Source organism: Demequina lignilytica (assembly GCF_030418305.1).
Lineage (GTDB): Bacteria > Actinomycetota > Actinomycetes > Actinomycetales > Demequinaceae > Demequina > Demequina lignilytica.
In genome coordinates this window covers 109,394-125,793 of the sequence record NZ_JAUHPX010000003.1, presented here as the reverse complement: position 1 = coordinate 125,793, position 16,400 = coordinate 109,394, and the positions used below count along the sequence as shown (strand labels likewise).

At 70.1% G+C, this 16,400-nt stretch carries 9 protein-coding genes; 7 read left to right on the top strand and 2 right to left on the bottom strand.

Annotated elements, in window-relative coordinates; all coding sequences use genetic code 11:
• The first annotated feature begins 112 nt into the window (after positions 1 to 112).
• The 3 genes from gyrB to QQX10_RS05950 all read left to right on the top strand — a co-directional run bounded on the left by gyrB (position 113) and on the right by QQX10_RS05950 (position 6,225).
• Complete coding sequence (gene gyrB / locus QQX10_RS05960; protein WP_301119046.1) at positions 113 to 2,119, top strand: DNA topoisomerase (ATP-hydrolyzing) subunit B; 2,007 nt, start codon at positions 113 to 115, stop codon at positions 2,117 to 2,119.
• On the top strand, positions 2,109 to 4,661 hold the full coding sequence (gene gyrA / locus QQX10_RS05955) for a DNA gyrase subunit A (protein ID WP_301119045.1): 2,553 nt from the start codon (positions 2,109 to 2,111) through the stop codon (positions 4,659 to 4,661). Before gyrB ends, gyrA begins: the two co-directional genes overlap by 11 nt.
• A gap of 190 nt (positions 4,662 to 4,851) precedes the next feature.
• Positions 4,852 to 6,225: an MFS transporter gene (locus QQX10_RS05950; protein WP_301119044.1), complete on the top strand. Its 1,374-nt coding sequence runs from the start codon at positions 4,852 to 4,854 to the stop codon at positions 6,223 to 6,225.
• A 109-nt stretch (positions 6,226 to 6,334) separates the two neighbouring features.
• Here the strand turns inward: QQX10_RS05950 and QQX10_RS05945 are convergent, their stop codons facing one another.
• Positions 6,335 to 8,836 (bottom strand): FAD-dependent oxidoreductase, encoded by a 2,502-nt coding sequence (locus QQX10_RS05945; RefSeq protein ID WP_301119043.1) that lies wholly within the window; start codon positions 8,834 to 8,836, stop codon positions 6,335 to 6,337.
• 240 nt (positions 8,837 to 9,076) lie between these two features.
• Between QQX10_RS05945 and QQX10_RS05940 the strand changes: the two genes are divergently transcribed.
• The 3 genes from QQX10_RS05940 (at position 9,077) to QQX10_RS05930 (ending at position 12,853) form a co-directional block, all read left to right on the top strand.
• Positions 9,077 to 9,529, top strand: a complete 453-nt coding sequence (locus QQX10_RS05940) for a Fur family transcriptional regulator (RefSeq protein WP_301119042.1) — start codon at positions 9,077 to 9,079, stop codon at positions 9,527 to 9,529.
• Positions 9,530 to 9,568: 39 nt separating this feature from the next.
• Positions 9,569 to 11,086 (top strand): catalase, encoded by a 1,518-nt coding sequence (locus tag QQX10_RS05935; RefSeq protein WP_301119041.1) that lies wholly within the window; start codon positions 9,569 to 9,571, stop codon positions 11,084 to 11,086.
• Between the two features lie 219 nt (positions 11,087 to 11,305).
• Positions 11,306 to 12,853 (top strand): SulP family inorganic anion transporter, encoded by a 1,548-nt coding sequence (locus tag QQX10_RS05930; RefSeq protein ID WP_301119040.1) that lies wholly within the window; start codon positions 11,306 to 11,308, stop codon positions 12,851 to 12,853.
• Between the two features lie 138 nt (positions 12,854 to 12,991).
• Here the strand turns inward: QQX10_RS05930 and QQX10_RS05925 are convergent, their stop codons facing one another.
• Positions 12,992 to 15,334 (bottom strand): DUF2156 domain-containing protein, encoded by a 2,343-nt coding sequence (locus QQX10_RS05925; RefSeq protein WP_301119039.1) that lies wholly within the window; start codon positions 15,332 to 15,334, stop codon positions 12,992 to 12,994.
• A 132-nt stretch (positions 15,335 to 15,466) separates the two neighbouring features.
• Here QQX10_RS05925 and QQX10_RS05920 point away from each other — a divergent pair, with 132 nt between their 5' ends.
• The gene (locus QQX10_RS05920) at positions 15,467 to 16,387 is read left to right on the top strand and encodes a DUF3566 domain-containing protein (RefSeq protein WP_301119038.1); all 921 of its coding nucleotides are present in this window, start codon (positions 15,467 to 15,469) and stop codon (positions 16,385 to 16,387) included.
• Positions 16,388 to 16,400 lie beyond the last annotated feature (13 nt).

Here is a 16,400-nt window from a genome sequence, read left to right as displayed (position 1 = left end):
GCGGGCAGAAATGCCTGTGCAACGCCGCGAATCGGCCCTCAGAGCCACTAGAATGGCCTGAGACAGGACGCGACCCCTCTCGGGGCGCGTCAGCGGCTTGAAAGGCGAATCTGTGGCGAATAGCGAGGAGCGGGCGAACGAGCCCGCCTACGGCGCCGAGAACATCACCGTCCTGGAGGGCCTCGAGGCCGTCCGCAAGCGCCCCGGCATGTACATCGGGTCGACGGGTGAGCGCGGTCTCCACCACCTGGTCTACGAGGTTGTCGACAACTCCGTCGACGAGGCCCTCGCCGGGTACTGCGACACGATCACCGTCACGCTCCAGGAGGACGGCGGCGTCAAGGTCACGGACAACGGCCGCGGCATCCCCGTCGACATGCACCCGACCGAGGGCAAGCCGACGGTCGAGGTGGTCATGACCATCCTCCACGCGGGAGGCAAGTTCGGAGGCGGCGGCTACGCCGTCTCCGGCGGTCTTCACGGCGTGGGCATCTCGGTGGTCAACGCGCTGTCCTACAAGGTCGAGACCGAGGTCAAGCGCCAGGGCCACGTGTGGCGCCAGGCCTTCGCTGAGGGCGGCAAGCCGCAGGGCACGCTGGTCAAGGGCGAGGCGACCGAGGAGACCGGGACGCAGCAGACCTTCTGGGCCGACCCGCTGATCTTCGAGACCACCGACTACGACTACGAGACGCTGCGCGCCCGCTTCCAGCAGATGGCGTTCCTCAACAAGGGCCTCTCGATCACGCTCACCGACGAGCGTCCTGAGCACATCGCGCCCGAGGACGATGCGGCGGACGATGGGGACCACCCCACGTCGCGGACCGTGACCTACCGGTACGACGGCGGCCTGGTCGACTACGTGGGCCACCTCAACTCGGCCAAGAAGGCGGAGCTGGTCCACGCCGAGGTCATCTCCCTCGAGTCCGAGGACACCGAGAAGAAGATCTCGCTCGAGATGGCCATGCAGTGGACGAACGCCTACTCGGAGTCCGTGTTCACCTACGCGAACACCATCTCCACGACCGAGGGCGGCACCCACGAGGAGGGCTTCCGTGCGGCGCTCACCACGCTGGTGAACAAGTACGCGCGCGAGAAGTCGATCCTCAAGGACAAGGACGACAACCTCACCGGCGACGACGTCCGCGAGGGCCTGACCGCCGTGATCTCGGTCAAGCTGGGCGAGCCGCAGTTCGAGGGCCAGACCAAGACCAAGCTGGGCAACACCGAGGCCAAGACCTTCGTGCAGCGCGTGGTCTCGGAGCAGCTCACCGACTGGTTCGACGCGCACCCGAACGAGGCGAAGGAGATCATCCGCAAGGCGATCCAGGCCTCGCAGGCCCGCATCGCCGCCCGCAAGGCGCGCGAGGCCACCCGACGCAAGGGCCTGCTCGAGTCGGGCGGCATGCCCGGCAAGCTGAGCGACTGCCAGAGCCGCAACCCCTCCGAATGCGAGATCTTCATCGTCGAGGGAGACTCCGCCGGAGGCTCCGCGAAGCAGGGTCGCGAGCCGTACAACCAGGCGATCATGCCCATCCGCGGCAAGATCCTTAACGTCGAGCGCGTGCGGCTCGACCGTGCCCTGTCGAACCAGGAGGTCCAGGGCCTCATCACCGCGTTCGGCGCGGGCATGGGCGAGGACTTCGACATCTCGAAGGCGCGCTATCACAAGATCGTGCTGATGGCCGATGCCGACGTCGACGGCCAGCACATCCGCACGCTGCTGCTCACCCTGCTGTTCCGCTACATGCGCCCGCTGATCGAGGCCGGCTACGTGTACCTCGCGCAGCCGCCGCTGTACAAGATCAAGTGGTCGAACTCCCCGCACGAGTACGTGTACACGGACCGTGAGCGCGACGCCCTGATGGCGGACGGGCTCGCGAACGGCAAGAAGATCCCCAAGGAGAACGGCGTCCAGCGCTACAAGGGTCTGGGCGAGATGGACCACGAGGAGCTCCGCGTCACCACGATGGACCCGGCGACGCGCACCCTTCTCCAGGTCTCCATGGACGACGCGGCCCAGGCCGACGAGATCTTCTCCGTGCTGATGGGCGAGGACGTCGAGTCCCGCCGCAGCTTCATCCAGCGCAACGCGAAGGACGTGAGGTTCCTTGACATCTGAGACTGGCGACACCGTGGAGCACGGTCGGATCGAGGCGGTCGACCTCAACACCGAGATGCAGCGGTCCTACCTGGACTACGCGATGTCGGTCATCGTCGGCCGTGCCCTGCCGGAGGTCCGCGACGGCCTCAAGCCCGTGCACCGTCGCGTCCTGTACGCGATGTTCGACGGCGGCTACCGCCCGGACCGCGCCTTCTCGAAGTGCTCGCGCGTCGTCGGCGACGTCATGGGCAAGTACCACCCGCACGGCGACAGCGCGATCTACGACACGATCGTCCGCATGGTGCAGCCGTGGTCGCTGCGCTACCCGCTGATCACCGGCCAGGGGAACTTCGGCTCCGCCGGCAACGACGGCGCCGCGGCCTCGCGGTACACCGAGTGCAAGATGGCCCCGCTCGCCATGGAGATGGTGCGGGACATCGACAAGGACACCGTCGACTTCGAGGACAACTACGACGGCCGCGAGCAGGAGCCCACGATCCTGCCGTCGCGATTCCCGAACCTGCTGGTCAACGGCTCCGCGGGCATCGCGGTCGGCATGGCGACCAACATCCCGCCGCACAACCTGCGCGAGGTCGCCGAGGGTGTGCAGTGGCACCTCGACCACCCGGACGCGAGCCGCGAGGAGCTGCTCGAGGCGCTCATCGAGCGCATCCCCGGCCCCGACTTCCCCACCGGCGCCACCATCCTGGGACGCAAGGGCATCGAGGACGCCTACCGCACCGGTCGCGGCCTCATCACCATGCGCGCGGTGGTGAACATCGAGGAGATCCAGGGCCGCATGTGCCTGGTGATCACCGAGCTGCCGTACCAGGTCAACCCGGACAACCTCGCGATCAAGATCGCCGATCTGGTCAAGGACGGCAAGGTCTCCGGCATCGCCGACATCCGTGACCAGACCTCGGGCCGCACCGGCCAGCGCCTCGAGGTGGTGCTCAAGCGCGACGCGGTCGCGAAGGTGGTGCTGAACAACCTCTACAAGCACACGCAGCTGCAGGAGACGTTCGGGGCGAACATGCTCGCGATCGTCGACGGCGTGCCGCGCACCCTGTCGCTCGACGGCTTCATCCGCCACTGGACCGCGCACCAGCTCGAGGTCATCCAGCGGCGCACCGCGTACCGCCTGCGCGAGGCCGAGCGCGAGGCCCACATCCTGCAGGGCTACCTCAAGGCGCTCGACGCGCTCGACGAGGTCATCGCCCTGATCCGCCGCTCGCCCACCGTGGACGAGGCCCGCGCGGGACTGATGGAGCTGCTCGACGTCGACGAGGTCCAGGCGACCGCGATCCTCAACCTCCAGCTGCGCCGCCTCGCGGCCCTGGAGCGCCAGAAGATCACCGACGACTACAACGCGCTCATGACGGAGATCGCGGACCTCAAGGACATCCTCGCCAAGGATGCGCGCCAGCGCACGATCATCTCCGACGAGCTCGCCGAGATCGTCCGCCGGTACGGCGACGACCGCCGCACGGAGATCAGCCCCTTCGAGGGCGACGTGTCGATGGAGGACCTCATCGCCGAGGAGGAGGTGGTGGTCACCATCACCCGCGGCGGTTACGTCAAGCGCACCCGCTCCGATCAGTACCGTGCCCAGAAGCGCGGCGGCAAGGGCGTGCGCGGCGCGACCCTGCGCAGCGACGACGCGGTCGAGCACTTCTTCGTCACCACCACCCACCACTGGCTGCTGTTCTTCACCAACCTGGGTCGCGTCTACCGCGCGAAGGCGTACGAGCTGCCCGAGGGCGGCCGAGACTCCAAGGGCCAGCACGTCGCGAACCTGCTCGCGTTCCAGCCGGGCGAGGAGATCGCCCAGGTCCTCGACCTGCGCACCTACGACGACAAGCCCTACCTGGTGCTCGCGACCAAGCGCGGCCTGGTGAAGAAGACGGAGCTGAGCTCCTACGACTCCAACCGCTCCGGCGGCCTCATCGCAATCAACCTGCGCGAGGTCGAGGGCGAGGACGGCGAGGCCCGGCCCGACGAGCTGGTCTCGGCGCGCCTGGTCGCACCCGAGGACCGGCTCATGCTGGTCTCGCGCAAGGGCCAGTCGCTCACCTTCGAGGCGTCGGACGATGCGCTGCGCCCCATGGGCCGCGCGACCTCCGGCGTGAAGGGCATGAGCTTCCGCGACGACGACGAGCTGCTCGCGCTCGACGTGGTCACCGAGGGCTCCTACTCGTTCGTGGTCACCGAGGGCGGGTACGCCAAGCGCACCGCCGTCGACGAGTACCGGGTCCAGGGCCGCGGCGGCCTGGGCATCAAGGTCGCGAAGCTCGCGGAGGAGCGCGGCGACCTGGTCGGCGCGCTGCTGGTCGAGGACAACGACGAGGTGCTCGTGATCATGGAGGGCGGCAAGGTCATGCGCTCGTCCGTGGGTGAGGTGCCGGCCAAGGGCCGCGACACCATGGGCGTGATCTTCGCCAAGCCCGGCAAGGGCGACCGCATCATCGGCATCGCGCGCAACGTCGAGCGCAACCTCGACGGCGACGAGCCCCTCGAGGGCGAGGCGGGGCCGGAGCCGGAGGCCCAGGCCGGCGAGTAGCCGTCGCAACGTCTCGAACCCGACGCCGCATCGTCCCTCCCGGGACGGTGCGGCGTCGGCATTCGCCCCGGGTTCGGCGCGCTCATGAAGCGATTCGTGTCGATGTAGGGTCGCGCAGCCGCCCCATGAAGAGATTCGTGCACCAGCGATTCGACACCCGCCGTTCACCCGGGTGCGCCACACTGACCCCATGAGCGACCAGCCGACACTGCCGTCGATCGCCGATGCCGAGGGCGTCGCACCCATCCCGCGGAAGCGGGTGTGGGCCTGGGCGCTGTGGGACTGGGCCACCCAGCCGTTCAACACCGTCATCATCACGTTCGTGTTCACGGCGCTGTACCTGACCAAGGACAGCTTCATCGACCCGGAGATCGCGGCCCTGGGCAAGGGCGCTCCCGAGTACGACGCCGCGATCGACCAGCTCACCTCCGGCCTGGGATGGGGCCTCACCGCGGGCGGCATCCTCATCGCGGTGCTGGCGCCGGTGCTCGGCCAGCGCGCCGACGCGACGGGTCGCCGCAAGGCGTGGCTGGGGTGGATGACCCTGCTGCTCGTCGGCGCGATGCTCGGCCTCTACTTCGTCGAGGCGTCGCCCGACTTCTTCTGGCTCGGCGTAGGCCTCATCGGGTTCGGAGCGATCGTCGGCGAGGTCGCCGGCGTGAACTACAACGCGATGATCGTCGAGGTCTCCACGCCGTCCACCATGGGCCGCGTCTCCGGCCTGGGCTGGGGCCTCGGATACATGGGCGGCATCGTCGCGCTCGTGATCGTGGTGGTGCTCGACCTGTTCGACTGGTTCGGCATGGACACCTCGAACGGGATGGCCTACCGGCTGATCGCGGTCGGGTGCGCGGTGTGGACGGTCGCGTTCGCGTGGCCGCTGTTCGTGCACGTCCCGGAGGCGAAGGCGTCGGAGCGTCCCCGGGTGGGCCTGATCCAGGGCTACGCGGTGCTGTGGTCCGACCTGCGCGAGCTGTGGCGCGACGCGCGCGGGACGCTGTGGTTCCTGCTCTCGAGCGCGGTGTACCGGGACGGCCTCGCGGGCGTCTTCACCTTCGGCGCGGTCATCGCGGCCGTCGCGTTCGACTTCTCGGACCAGGAGGTGATCATCTTCGGCATCGCGGCCAACCTGATCGCCGGCCTGTCCACCATCGTCGCCGGGCGCTTCGACGACCGCCTCGGCCCCCGCATCGTCATCCTCGCCGCGCTCGGCACCATCGTGGTCTCCGGCATCGTCATCGTGATCCTCCACACGACCGGCGCGTGGGTGTTCTGGCTCTTCGGGCTCCTCCTCAGCGCCTGCGTCGGCCCCGCGCAGGCGGCGTCGCGCTCGCTGCTCGCGCGCGTGGCCCCGTCCGGCCGCGAGGCCGAGGTCTTCGGCCTCTACGCCACCACCGGCCGCGCCGCATCGTTCATGGCGCCCGCGATGTGGGCCGGCACCATCGCGCTGCTCGGCGGCACCATCTGGGGAACGCTCGGCGTGATCGCGGTGGTCGCGGCGGGCATGGTGCTGCTGATGTTCGTGCGCACCCCGGCGGACAAGGGCGCGCGCGTCGACGCCTGACCCGCTCGCCACCCCCGAACTGCTCCGCACGGATCTGCGGGCGACACGCCGACGCCGCACCGTCCCGGGGAGGGACGATGCGGCGTGTCGGTTCGAGATCCGTGCGGCGTCAGATGAACAGCGTCGTGCCGCTCTCGTTCGCCTCGCCCAGGAACGTCGCGACACCCGCGAGCTCGACGCCGTCGAGCAGGTCGGACTGCGACATCCCCAGCAGATCCATGGTCATGGTGCAGCCGAGCAGGCGGGCGCCCCCGTCCTGGGCCGACTTGATCAGCTCGGGCAGCGACGGGACGTCGTTCTGCTTCATGACGTTCTTGATCATCGCGGTGCCCGCGCCGGCCATGTGCATCTGCGACAGGGTCAGCTTCTCGGCGCCGCGCGGCATCATGGCGCCGAACATCTTGTCCATCATCTTCTTCTCGCGCTTGGGCGGGTCCGTCTTGCGCAGCGCGTTGAGGCCCCAGAAGGTGAAGAACATCGAGACCTCGTCGCCCATCGCGACCGCGCCGTTGGCGATGATGAACGCCGCGAGCACCTTGTCGAGGTCGCCGCTGAAGACGACCATCGAGGTCTTGTTCGCTCCCGAGGACGTCGCGCCGGTGCGGACCGGCTCGACGCCGCCCTTGCGGAAGGTCCCGACGAAGCCCGGGCCCTTCGGCTCGAGCGCCACCAGGGTGTGGCCGTTCTTCGAGGCCCAGGCGGGACCGTCGAGCGCGAAGCCCGGGTCGGAGACGGTCACGCGGATCTCGTCGCCCGCGTTCGCCTCCTTCATCGCGTTCGCGAGGCGCATGATCGGGCCGGGGCACGCCAGGCCGGTGCAGTCGAGGTCCTGGACCTGGCCGGTGGCCGCCGCGACCGCCGAGGCGACCGAGACCTTCTCCGCGTAGTTCTCCATCGGGGGCTGCGCGGTGTACTGGTCGGCCGGGTTGTCGTGGACGTGGCCGAACGTGGTCGAGCCGCCCGACAGCGTCGCGACGTCGGTGAACCCGTTCTGCACCAGGATCCGGTGGGCGAGGTAGGAGCGGAAGCCCACGGCGCAGTACAGGCGGATCGGCTGGTCCTTGTCCTCCCAGCCCTTCACCGCCTCGCGGAACGTGGCCAGCGGGACGTTCTCCGCGCCGGGGAGGTGGTGGATGCCGTACTCCTCGGGGGTGCGGACGTCGACCAGGCGGGCGCCTTCGGCGAGCGGCCACTCCTCCGGGTACCAGAGGGTGAAGTCGCCGCGGATGGTGTTCGAGGCCACGAAGCCGGCCATGTTGACCGGGTCCTTCGCGGAGCCGAACGGCGGCGCGTAGGCGAGCTCCTGCTCCTCGAGGTCGAACACGGTCATGCCGGCGCGGATCGCCATGGCGAACAGGTCGAGTCGCTTGTCGACGCCGTCGAAGCCGCAGGCCTGGGCGCCGTAGATGGTGCCGTCGGTCGGGGAGAACAGCACCTTGATGTGCATCATCGCGGTGCCGGGGTAGTAGCCGGCGTGGCCCGAGGGGTGCACGTGGACCACGCGGTGCTCGACGCCCGCGGCGTCCAGCTGGCGCTTGGTCGCGCCGGTGCCGCCGGCGACCATGTCGAACACCTTGACGATGCTGGTGCCCTGGGTGCTCTTGTACTCGGTCTCGCGGCCGCAGATGTTCTCGGCGGCGACGCGGGCCTGACGGTTGGCCGGGCCGGCGAGCGGCGCGAGGTACGCGCCGGGGAGCACCGGGTGGGGGGTCTCGACGGCGTCGCCCGCGGCGTAGATGTCGGGGTCGGAGGTCTGCATGTGCAGGTCGACCTTGATGCCGCCGCGGTCGCCCAGCTCCAGGCCGGCCGCCTTGACCAGCTCCACGGCGGGCTTCACGCCCGCGGCGAGGATCACCAGGTCGGCCTTGAGGACGGTGCCGGAGTTGAGCTCGACGCTGACCCGCTCGTCGCCGTCCTTGTCCGACAGCGGCTGGAAGGCCGCCGCTGCGGTCGAGAGGTGCAGGCCGATGCCCCGCATGCGCAGGTGCTGCTCGACGGGGGTCGCGATCTCGTGGTCGACGGGCGGCAGGATCTGATCGGAGAGCTCGACCACCTCGACGCGCACGCCGCGGTGGTGGAGGTTCTCCGCCATCTCGAGGCCGATGTAGCCGGCGCCCACCACGACCGCGGTCACGGTGCCGCGCTTGCCGTTCTTCTGGGCGGCGACCGCGGTGTCGAGGCGGTGCTTGATGCGGTCCATGTCGCCGATCCGGCGCAGGACCTCGACCGCGGGGTGGTCGATGCCGGGCAGCGGCGGGCGGACGGCCTCCGCGCCCATGCACAGCGCGAGCTTGTCGTAGGTCTCGGTGTACTCCTTGCCGGAGTCGACCTCGCGGACGGTCACCGTCTTCTTCTTGCGGTCGATCGCGACCACCTCGGTGGCGATGCGCACGTCGATGTTGAGCGACTCCCGCAGGCTCTCGGGCGTCTGCAGCAGCAGGCGCGACCGCTCCGAGATGACCTCTCCCACGTGGTACGGCAGGCCGCAGTTCGCGAACGACACGTGGTGGCCGCGCTCGAAGACGACGATCTCGGCGGACTCGTCGAGACGACGCGCCCGTGCCGCGGTGGATGCTCCGGCGGCGACACCGCCGACGACGACCAGCTTCATGATGCCTCCTGGGGTATGGGATCTGAGCACGACGATATCCCCCGGGGTATCTCCCGGCGCGGGTCCAAGGTCACGTTCAACGCGCCATCGCCGTTCGTTGGACAGGTACCGATCTGCAGGGACGATGCGGCGGCGGGCGGGTGCCCGGCGCCCCGCCTTCCATCCTGGTGCGCCGGGCATCGTCGCGCGACCGGACGCCATCATTTGAATCAATCAAAAGAAGGGGATAGGCTTCCACCCATGTCCTCCACCGACGCGCGCGCCCTCCTCAGGGAGGCGTCCCTGCGCGTCACCGAGCCCCGCGTCGCCGTGGTCGAGGCGCTCGAGGGCCACCCGCACGGCTCGGCCGACGAGCTCTACTCCGCCGTCGCCCGGGTCCTGCCCACCACCTCGAAGCAGGCCGTCTACAACGTGCTCCACGACCTCGCGGACCACGGCCTCGCCCGCCGCATCGAGCCCGGCGACCACCCCGCGCGCTACGAGCTGCGCGTGGGCGACAACCACCACCACGTGGTGTGCCGCGGCTGCGGCGTGATCGCCGACGTCGACTGCGTCGTCGGTCACGCGCCCTGCCTCACCCCCAGCGTCGATCACGGCTTCGCCGTGGTCGAGGCGGAGGTCGTCTTCTGGGGCCTGTGCCAGGCGTGCACCCGTGCACGTGAGGCCACCCCCGAGCCGTCGCCCGCCATCTGAACGTCCCCCGCCACCTACCGCAAGCTAAGGAGCGCTCCCATGTCGGAGAAGTTCACCACCACCAACTCCGGGGCACCGGTCGCCTCGGACCAGCACTCGCTGACCGTCGGCAACAACGGCGTCACCGCGCTGACCGACCACTATCTGGTCGAGAAGCTCGCGCAGTTCAACCGTGAGCGCGTCCCGGAGCGCGTGGTCCACGCCAAGGGCGGCGGCGCCTTCGGCACGTTCACCACCACCAACCCGGAGATCGCGAAGTACACCCGCGCGGCGCTGTTCCAGGACGGCGTGCAGACCGAGATGCTCGCACGCTTCTCCTCGGTGGCCGGCGAGCACGGATCGCCCGACACGTGGCGCGACCCCCGCGGCTTCGCGCTGAAGTTCTACACGACCGAGGGCAACTACGACCTCGTGGGCAACAACACCCCCGTGTTCTTCATCCGCGACGGCATCAAGTTCCCCGACTTCATCCGCTCGCAGAAGCGCCTGCCGGGCTCGCACATGCGCGACAACGACATGCAGTGGGACTTCTGGACGCTCCAGCCCGAGTCGGCGCACCAGGTGACCTGGCTCATGGGCGAGCGCGGCCTGCCCCGCTCGTGGCGCGAGATGCAGGGCTACGGCTCGCACACCTACCAGTGGATCAACGCCGAGGGCGAGCGCTTCTGGGTGAAGTACCACTTCAAGAGCCAGCAGGGCGTGCACGGCCTCACCATCGAGGAGGCCGGCCAGCTCGCGGGCTCGGACGGCGACCACCACATCCGCGACCTCTACGAGCACATCGAGGCCGGCGACTTCCCGCGCTGGGACCTGTTCGTGCAGATCATGCCCTACGAGGACGCGAAGACCTACCGCTTCAACCCGTTCGACCTCACCAAGGTGTGGCCGCACGGCGACTACCCGCTGATCCCGGTGGGCGTGATGGAGCTCAACAAGAACCCCGAGAACTACTTCGCGCAGATCGAGCAGGCGACGTTCGCCCCGTCGAACTTCGTCCCCGGCATCGGCGCCTCGCCCGACAAGATGCTGATGGCGCGCATCTTCTCCTACGCCGACGCGCACCGCTACCGCGTGGGCACCAACCACGCCGACCTGCCCGTGAACTCGCCGCACGCCGCGGACGCGAACGGTCACTCGTACGCGAAGGACGGCGCGATGCGCTACTCGTTCGCCTCGGCCTCGACCCCGGTCTACGCCCCCAACTCGGTGGGCGGCGCGCACGCCGACGCCGAGCGTGCGGGTGACGCGGGGAACTGGGAGTCGGACGGCGAGCTGGTCCGCGCGGCCGCCACGCTGCACGCCGAGGACGACGACTTCGGTCAGGCCGGCACCATGTACCGCGAGGTGTTCGACGACGCGGGCAAGGCCCACATCCTCGAGCAGATCACCGGCCACGTCGGTGCGGTGAAGTCGGACGAGATCCGCGAGCGCGCGATCCAGTACTGGACCAATGTCGACGCCGACCTGGGTGCGAAGCTGCGGGCGAACCTCGCCGCCGAGGGCGCGCCCGTCGAGGCCGGCGAGCCCGGCACCGGCGTCGAGCCCGTGACGGTCTGATCGCTCCCGGAGCATCCGGAGGCCCGGTCACCGCGAGGTGGCCGGGCCTCCGTGCCGTCCGGGCCCGCGCATCGTCCCGCCGCGGACGATGCGCTGCTCCCGTGGGCGCGCAAGGCGGGCTTGGTACCCTGGGCGCGGCCGATGCAGGCCTCCCCCTTACGCTCGCGGCGCCGTCGCGCGCTCCCGCACGTCCCGCAGTCCCCCACCACCGGAGTCCTCATGTCGCCCGAGACCGACCAGTCCCGCACGCCCACCGGCGTTCCCGAGGCCACCGGACGCTGGGGCGTCCTGTGGCGGCCGCGCACCTGGCGCCTGCCGGAGGGCTTCGGTCCTCGCGTGCTCCGCACCGAGCTGGTCTCGGGCCTGATGGTGGCGCTCGCGCTGATCCCGGAGGCGATCTCCTTCTCGATCATCGCGGGCGTGGATCCGCGCGTGGGCCTGTTCGCGAGCTTCACCATGGCGGTGTCGATCGCGTTCCTGGGCGGCCGTCCGGCGATGATCTCGGCGGCGACCGCCGCGGTGGCGCTGGTGGTGGCGCCCCTGGCGCGCGAGTACGGCCTGGACTACCTCATCGTCGCGGTGGTGCTCGGCGGCCTGATCCAGGTCGCCTTCGGCCTGCTCGGGGTCGCGAAGCTGATGCGGTTCATCCCGCGCTCCGTCATGGTCGGATTCGTCAACTCCCTCGCGATCCTCATCTTCCTCGCGCAGCTGCCGCATCTGACCGATGTGCCGTGGGTCGTGTACCCGCTGGTCGCGGCCGGGCTCGCGGTGATCGCGTTCTGGCCGCGACTGACGGCGGTGGTCCCGGCGCCGCTGGTCGCGATCGTGCTGCTGACCGTGGTGACGGTGACCGCGGCGATCGCGGTGCCGACGGTCGGCGACGAGGGCGCCCTTCCCGAGGGCCTGCCCGGCCTGTTCATCCCCGACGTGCCGGTCTCGTTCGAGACCCTGCAGATCGTCTTCCCCTACGCGCTGGGCCTGGCGCTGGTGGGTCTGCTCGAGTCGCTCATGACCGCGAAGCTGGTCGACGACATCACGGACACCCACTCCGACAAGACCCGCGAGGCGTGGGGCCAGGGCGCGGCCAACGTCATCACCGGTCTGTTCGGCGGCATGGGCGGCTGCGCGATGATCGGCCAGACCATGATCAACGTGAAGGCCGGCGGCGCCCGCACGCGCTTGTCGACGCTCGCGGCCGGCGTGTTCCTGCTGGTGCTGATCCTGCTGCTCGGCGACGTGGTCGCGATGATCCCCATGGCGGCGCTGGTCGCCGTGATGATCTACGTGTCCTGGGCGACGTTCGACTGGCACTCGATCCGCGTGTCGACGTTGAAGCGGATGCCCAAGTCGGAGACCGCCGTCATGCTGGTGACGGTGGCCGTCGTGGTCCTCACCCACAACCTCGCGTACGGCGTGGTCGCGGGCGTGGTGCTCGCGTCGGTGCTGTTCGCGCGTCGCGTCGCGCACCTCGCCGAGGTGGTCGGCGGGGAGGTGAAGGACGGCGTGCGCCGGTACACCGTGCGCGGCGAGCTGTTCTTCGCGAGCTCGAACGACCTCTACAGCCAGTTCGACTACGCCGGCGACCCGGAGAAGGTCGTCATCGACATGTCGGGCTCGCACGTGTGGGACGCCTCGACGGTCGCGGCGCTCGACGCGGTCGAGCACAAGTACTCGCTGCACGGCACCGAGGTGGAGATCGTGGGCCTGAACGATGCGTCGCGCGAGTTCCACGGCCGCATGACCGGGCACCTGGGCGCGGGGCACTGACCTCCGGGCAGTACTGACCGTCCCGGGGCGGACGATGCGCGGGCCTGGGCAGTACTGAGCGTCCCGGCAGGTGCTGGGTTGGGTTGGGCTGGGCCGGACGATGCGGGGTCGGGCGGGCCGGGGCCGGGCGGGTCTCGCTCAGTCCGGGCGGCTGACCGCCGCCTTCACCAGGTCCGCCGCGGTGGCGTCCGGGAGGTAGGCCCGCAGGATGCCGAGCGCGATGCCGGGCAGCCCGACCTCGTCCTGGTAGGCGAGGTACAGCGGCCGGTGCTCCGGCTTGAACTTGGCCTTGAAGCGCTCGAGCGAGGTGAAGCCGTAGTACGGCTCCATCTTGTCCGCGAGGATGTCGAGGAGCTTCTCGACCGAGTTGTCGACCTCGCCCGAGTAGGACAGCGGCGCGGCGGAGAGCGAGATGAACTCGTAGCCGGCCTCCTTGTACTGGACGGCGCTCTCCGCGATGAGGAACTCCATGACCCCGCTCATCACGCCGTCGTCGAGGCGGCGCTTCATGATGTCGATGGTCCAGCCGACCACGAAGCCCTCCCGGTAGACCGGCATCCAGCTGGTCATGCCGTGGACGGTGCCGTCCTCGTCGACCGCGAGGTGCATCTCGACGTTCGGGTCGTCCGCCTGGGGCAGGTCGCCGAGCGTGAAGCCCATCTCCGGCAGCGACTTGTCGCCGGCCCACTGTGCGGAGATCGCCTCCATCTGGTCCTTGAGCCCGCGGGGCGCCTCGGCGTAGCGGACCACGCGCATGGTCACGCCCTCGCGCTTGGCGCGGTTGATCGCGGAGCGCACGTCCTGCCACTTCTTGCCGGTGAACGCGAGGTCCGGCAGGCGCACCACGGTGTCCTCGGCCACCTGGAGCGACTTCCAGCCCTGCTCCGACAGCTCGGAGCGGGCGCGCTCGGACACGGCGAAGTAGCCGAGCCGCCAGCCGCGGGAGCGGCAGAACTCGGCGAACCCGGCGTAGTTGCGGCGGAGGTCGTCGGGGTGGCCGGCGGGGTCGGACAGCACGATCACGGTGTTGCCCACCTGCTTGAACCCGAACCCGGCGGTGCCGTCGTCCGAGATCCAGTGGTCGATCCCCTCCCAGCGCGCCATGTAGCCGATCGAGGTCATGCCGGTGGTGGTCCGCTGCAGCTCGATGAAGCGGTCGCGGGTCGAGCCGTCGGTCTCGTGTCGGCGCGACGTGAGCAGCAACGCGGCGACGAAGATCGCGAAGGCGATGAACCAGACGATGCCGATGCCCCCGAGGATCGCCTTCGCGGCGGTCGTCTCGCCCTCGAGGCCGGTGGTGCCGCCGAAGATGCGGACGATCGCCTCGGCCAGCGCGTCGCCGATGTCCGGCTGCGGCGTGATCTGGTGGCTCAGCGCCATGATCGCGGCCACCGTGAACGTCATGAGCGCCGCGAGGGTGACGAGCCCGCGCTTCCACACCCGCAGCTTGCCGCGACGGTCGCCCGTGACGCGGAAGTGGCGGCGCCACCCGATCAGCAGCACCAGGAGCACCACGTCGAGCGCGATGTCGAGCCAGTCGGACGGGTTCGAGGCGGCGAACGGCCCGGCCAGCGCGGTGATCACCGAGACGACGGTGACGTACCACCAGGCTCCTCGCCGGCCGTTGTGCAGCGCGTAGGCGAAGGTGAGCGACAGGACGGAGGCGGCGACGAGCGCGAGCGTGGACAGCGCCGGGTCGTCGGCGTTCTCGCCGAACCGCAGGATGCCGCCCTCCCCCGGCCACAGGCGGATCAGCAGCTGGTGAAGCGCGCCGAAGGCGACCAGCACCGCCGCGGTGTCCCGCACCTCCTGCGGGCCGAAGCGCCAGTCGAACTGCTCCCGCGCGCGCCCGACCACCCACGGGCCCGCCAGGATCCCGATCCAGAAGGCCGCCGCGTGCGTGAAGTCCCAGATCTCCGCCGCGTAGAGGATCATCGCGACGCAGTAGAGCGAGCCGATGAGGCGCACGCGCCGCCGCCACAGCAGCGGCATACCCGCGGTCATGGCGCCCACGGCGCCGAAGCCGCCGTTGCTGAGCCCGACGTCGCGCACGCGGGCGAGCTCCTGCGCCCAGTCGAGCGAGGTCTGCTCGAGGATCAGGAACATCAACGCGACCACGAGCACGGCGGCGAGATGGGTGCCCAGCACCGCCGCGAGCATGCGCAGCGTGCCGTAGCGGTACTCGAGGAAGCCGCCACCGACGCAGAACGTCGCGAGGATGAGCGCGTACATCCAGGGCTCGGGGGAGATCGCCGCGCCGACCAGCACGGTGTACCACTGGCCCTCGGCGAACGCGTCCAGGCCCCAGCCCCAGCGGTCCACCAGGCCGGACTCGAGCGCGGAGGACCACAGCGCGCCGGTGAGCGCTCCGACGACGAGCACGATCCCGGTGACGGCGAGCGTCCCGGGGATGCGCCGCAGGACGGCGAGCGCGGTGCGGACGGGGGACTCGGCGGTCTCGGACGGCGCGTCGACGGTCATGCGACCACGCTAGTGCGAGGGCCCGACCTGCGGGAGGTGCCGTGCATGCGACCCGGGTGACCGCATGTGCGCGCTCCGTTACGCTTGACCCTGATCATCCGTGCGCCTGCGCGGAGGAAGCAGGGAGCCTTCATGAACGCGGACGACCGCACCAACCCGGCGAGCAAGGGTCTGTACACGCCCCGCTCGGGCGAGTCCGGCGAGCAGCGCACGCCCGCACGCTCCCCCTTCATGCCGGTGAGCCAGCAGGTGCCGACCAGCACGGAGCAGCCCGCGCAGGCCCCCGCGTCCCAGCAGGCGCCGGTCTCCCAGCAGGCGCCGGTCTCGTCGCCCGCCGCGGCCCCCACCACCGGGTCGATCCCGCAGCGCACCGCGTTCCGGCCGACCTCGGGCGCCGTGCCCACGTCGACCCAGACCCCGGTGTCGGGCCAGGCGCCCGTCTCCGGCCAGGCCCCGGTCTCGGCCCCGCAGGCGACCCCCGCGTACCCGCCGGCCGGCACGGCCTTCACCCCGGCATCGTCCCCGCAGCCGGTGGCCCCCGCATCGTCCCCGCAGCAGACCCACCCCGGGGTCGCCGCGGGCGCCGGCGCGGCGCTCGGCGCGGGCACCGCGAAGATCAAGGGGCTCGCGGGGCGCGCGGCCGAGAGCTTCAAGGCCGGCGACGACCTGGCGACGCCGTCGAGCAAGGGCGGCCCCCGCAAGGCGCGCGTGCTGCTGTCGCGCGTGGACCCGTGGTCCGCGCTCAAGCTCGGCTTCCTGCTGTCGATCGCGGCGGGCATCATGCTGGTCGTCTCGGTGTTCGTGATCTGGAACGTGCTCAACTCGATGGGCACCTTCGCGCTGGTCAACGACTGGGTGGTGAAGCTCTTCACCACCGAGCAGGAGATCAACATCATGCAGTTCATGGAGTTCAACAAGGTGATGAGCGCGACCACGCTCGTGGCCGTGGTGAACGTCGTGCTGCTGACCGCGCTGACGGCGATCGGCGCGTTCCTCTACAACGTGGTCTCGTCCGTCGTGGGCGGCGTCTACGTCACCCTGACGGACGACTGATCTGCCGTCCGGG

Excerpts from the sequence above, each read along its gene's own strand:
- QQX10_RS05950 (WP_301119044.1), top strand. The coding sequence starts at position 4,852 with ATGAGCGACCAGCCGACACTGCCGTCGATCGCCGATGCCGAGGGCGTC.
- QQX10_RS05945 (WP_301119043.1), bottom strand. The coding sequence starts at position 8,836 with ATGAAGCTGGTCGTCGTCGGCGGTGTCGCCGCCGGAGCATCCACCGCG.
- QQX10_RS05940 (WP_301119042.1), top strand. The coding sequence starts at position 9,077 with ATGTCCTCCACCGACGCGCGCGCCCTCCTCAGGGAGGCGTCCCTGCGC.
- QQX10_RS05935 (WP_301119041.1), top strand. The coding sequence starts at position 9,569 with ATGTCGGAGAAGTTCACCACCACCAACTCCGGGGCACCGGTCGCCTCG.
- QQX10_RS05930 (WP_301119040.1), top strand. The coding sequence starts at position 11,306 with ATGTCGCCCGAGACCGACCAGTCCCGCACGCCCACCGGCGTTCCCGAG.
- QQX10_RS05925 (WP_301119039.1), bottom strand. The coding sequence starts at position 15,334 with ATGACCGTCGACGCGCCGTCCGAGACCGCCGAGTCCCCCGTCCGCACC.
- QQX10_RS05920 (WP_301119038.1), top strand. The coding sequence starts at position 15,467 with ATGAACGCGGACGACCGCACCAACCCGGCGAGCAAGGGTCTGTACACG.